General features: G+C 49.3%; 4 protein-coding genes. 3 read left to right on the forward strand and 1 reads right to left on the reverse strand.

Annotated features, from left to right (window positions below):
- The first annotated feature begins 47 nt into the window (after window positions 1-47).
- The 3 genes from MO867_RS24210 to MO867_RS21090 all read left to right on the forward strand — a co-directional run bounded on the left by MO867_RS24210 (window position 48) and on the right by MO867_RS21090 (window position 2,294).
- Window positions 48-407 carry an AEC family transporter gene (locus tag MO867_RS24210; RefSeq protein WP_373565924.1) on the forward strand — a complete coding sequence of 120 codons (360 nt, stop codon included), beginning with the start codon at window positions 48-50 and terminating at the stop codon, window positions 405-407.
- A 186-nt stretch (window positions 408-593) separates the two neighbouring features.
- Window positions 594-1,196: a hypothetical protein gene (locus MO867_RS21085; RefSeq protein ID WP_252472781.1), complete on the forward strand. Its 603-nt coding sequence runs from the start codon at window positions 594-596 to the stop codon at window positions 1,194-1,196.
- Between the two features lie 150 nt (window positions 1,197-1,346).
- A complete protein-coding gene (locus tag MO867_RS21090) occupies window positions 1,347-2,294 on the forward strand; it encodes a UDP-glucose 4-epimerase family protein (RefSeq protein WP_252472783.1) in 948 nt (315 codons plus the stop codon).
- Window positions 2,295-2,407: 113 nt separating this feature from the next.
- On the opposite strand, the gene MO867_RS21095 is transcribed toward MO867_RS21090, so the two are convergent.
- Window positions 2,408-2,959 (reverse strand): hypothetical protein, encoded by a 552-nt coding sequence (locus MO867_RS21095; RefSeq protein ID WP_252472785.1) that lies wholly within the window; start codon window positions 2,957-2,959, stop codon window positions 2,408-2,410.
- Window positions 2,960-3,445: the final 486 nt, after the last annotated feature.

Genomic DNA, 3,445 nt, shown 5'->3' on the forward strand with positions numbered 1-3,445 from the left:
GCTGACCGTTCTTTTCCAGGGGATTAACTGATGCACTTCAAAGTTGAATGCAGGTATCTTCCCTTAATATATTGGGAGGGATGGCAATCCCCCTGATGCTTTTGACCCTTGGGCATAGTCTTGCCCAAATAAAATTTAGTGATACCCGAGTTGGAGTTGTATTTGCTTTCGCACATGTTGCTCTCGGCGCTGCGGTTGCATTCATATTGACGAGTCTCTTTAATTTTTCAGGTGCAATGAGAGGTGTGTTAATACTTCAGTGCCTGATGCCATCTGCGGTCAGTACTTATTTGTGGATATCCATCTATCGCCCGCAGGATGCTGCTCAAATTTCAGGTATTATATTTATTTCCACAATTCTGAGTATCTTTGTGTTGCCTCTAGCCCTTACTTACTGGGTGCAGTAGCACTTGCCTTTTCATTCGATGGCTTTTGAAATTTATATTTGGGACTGTGGCAAGGTTTTACTAAAATCGAGCTTTGCTATTTGCTTAGGCGTGCACTGACCATAGAGTACGCAAATGTAGTGTTTATTGGCGATGCCAAATGGGGGCAGTAACCGCTCTTGCTATTACCGGAGGTTCAGGTTGCTAGTGCATAAACCTACACTAGTTAAGTTCCCGTATTTATTGATTTACAGTTTGGCGATTGCCCTGCTTTTTCCTTCAACTTGGGCATATGGGGTTGCTCCTCACCCTGCCACCTTTATTCGTCAAAATACAGACTTGGTCGCTGCGTCGCTTGATGTGGGCCCAGGAAGGGTCTCAGGGGCGGGGGTGATTGTCGATAACAACTATCAATACACCACTGGCGAGCTATTAGGGATTGCAATTTTTCGTGCAATGGGTAGAAATAGCGCTCAGAGTAAGGGAAATTCCAAGGCCCACGCCCCCCCCATCCGTCACTTTGAAGGCGCTACTTCAATTGATTTTCAGGCAAAAATCGCCCACAAGAAATATCACCAAATCTGCGATCGAAGATCACCTAAAGGGATGCCACTATGTATGGAGGCGGGGTGGAAATATCGACAGGCTATCGCGTGCCTGGAGGCGAGGGAGACGTGGGAGGCTCGCTGGGGCACGCGTTATACCTTAGCGCCTCACGAGCGCGCTCTGGAGAATGTCAGGGCCAGGCTTAAGAATGCAGCCAGGGATAGGGATCGCTATTGCAGTATCGACCGTGAATCCACGGAGTGACAGAGGGGACTTGTGAGAGGCATTGATTTTGGGGGTCTGTGGAGCAAAGCCTCAGCCCTTAACCCTATTGCAGGTTCAATGGGTGCATTGATGCTGCATTTTAGCCGTGTAAACTAGAACAGGTATTTTAACAGCAATAAGGGCCCGCTTTTGAAAGGACGTGTATTACTGACCGGTGCCAGTGGTTTTGTGGGAAAGGCACTCCTTTCCCTGGTTCAAGAAACCGGGTATCAGGTAACACCGGTGTATCGCCAGCGTGTTGAAGGGGGTTTTCAGATTGACGATCTGGGTGCTGGCACTAACTGGGCTGGCGTACTAGATAACATTGATGTAGTGATACACACGGCAGCGCGTGTCCACATCATGGAGGAAACTGCAGCTGACCCCCTGGCCGAATTCCGCAAGGTGAATGTAGAGGGCACCATCAAGCTTGCTCAGCAGGCAGCTGCGGCAGGGGTCAAGCGATTTATTTTCTTGAGTTCTATCAAAGTCAATGGAGAATCGACCGATAACCGGTGTCCTTTCAATGCGGATGAAAAATGCCAGCCATCTGACCCCTACGGTATATCGAAAAAAGAGGCTGAAGATGCGCTTTTGGAGCTGACAAAAAGTGTAGACATGGAGGTGGTGATTATTCGTTCACCTTTGATCTATGGTCCAGGTGTAAGGGCAAATTTTCAATCGATGATGCGCTGGCTCGATAGGGGGTTGCCACTGCCACTCGGTGCAATTGACAATCGCCGCAGCCTGGTATCTATTGATAACCTCCTTGATCTGATAGTCGTCTGCATTACTCACCCCAGTGCTGCCAATCAAGTTTTTTTGGTTTCCGATGATATGGATTTATCCATAACCGACTTATTGCGTGGGCTTTCCCACGCTCTAGGTTGCCGCGCGCGGCTATTTCCAGTGCCCCAGTTTATGCTAAGCCGCGGACTCAGGTTGATAGGGAGGGGGGCTATGGCAGAGCGCTTGTGTGGGTCGCTACAGGTGGACATTACCAAAACCAAAGATCGGCTGGGGTGGAAACCACCGATAAGCCTGGGGGAGGGGCTGGCCAAGGCTGCGCAAGCCTTCCAGGCAGCCTCGCAAGAGTAGCTCAGTTGGCGATCATCGTCTTGAAGTTCATAGCAATCCGGGTGCAAAAGCACCCGGATTGCTTTGGATTTCAGCAGGAGGGATTTTAAGAAGAGAGATCTTAGGTTTTGAGCCTACCCCGCATGATTCACAATTGCAGCGTAAAAGCCCATGAGGTACGAAAGGGGAACTTCGATTGTGGAGCTGTGCCCGGATTTGGCTCTGAGTTTGAGTTTGAGCTTATCGCGGTTATGGATTGTAGTCAGAATTTGCTCTTCGCTGAGGGCAATATCCAGAATTTCCTCATACATGCAGTCGCGGGCACTGACACAATTCAGAATGCTCCTCTTGATGGGAGCCGTGTCCAACCGCTGCCTACCTCTCAATTCTGCAATCTCATAGTAGCGCCAGTTCTCACGATAAGTGATGTCGACCTTTAGCTGGTATTGGGTTGGACCGCCGACCGTGGACTCGGTAGCACGCAGGTCATAGAAATAGAGATTGTAGTCGGAACCGTCAGTAGTCGCCTGCATCCGCGGACCAGAGTACTGGGTAGCAGAATCTTGCTCACTATTGTGAATGGTCACTGCTTGCCTCACTTCACCAGCAGTTTTTTGTGTGAAATGAGTGACGGAGCTACAGCCAAACATGAGTAATGCAGCCAGAGCGAGTGCGATCTTAGTCATGGATCTTCCCTGTTTTCTTTGAGACCACTAAGGGGGAGGTGGAGTATCTCATAATTGGTACATAGGCAGGAACTGGGTCAATGCAGTTAAGTTTGAGCGCACAATATGAGCCCGCTTCCCCTATGTGTCTATCGTACAGGCAGTATTTCGTTAATCGAATGGGTGGCCGTAGGGCAGCTCGGTACTTGTGCGATCTACCCACAAAGTCCGTCGCACACCGTCGATCGGGCAACAGGTTACAGCCACAACCAAATTGCCCAAATAGGCTAGGTCCCAAGCTTTGACCAAGCACTAAGTTCATTTTATGTGCAACACGCGGGGCAATTCGGTTTACCACGTTGCAGAAGGTGTTCCTGAATAAGCGGCTGCGTAAAATCACACCTTGACATTGAGTTCAGGTAATGAACGCCTTTTATGGGTGAAAAATATGTACAACACTTCGGACAGTTTCATGCAGCTATAGCCCCGTAGTCACTGTACCGTTCG

Source organism: Microbulbifer okhotskensis, from assembly GCF_023895975.1.
Classification (GTDB): domain Bacteria; phylum Pseudomonadota; class Gammaproteobacteria; order Pseudomonadales; family Cellvibrionaceae; genus Microbulbifer; species Microbulbifer okhotskensis.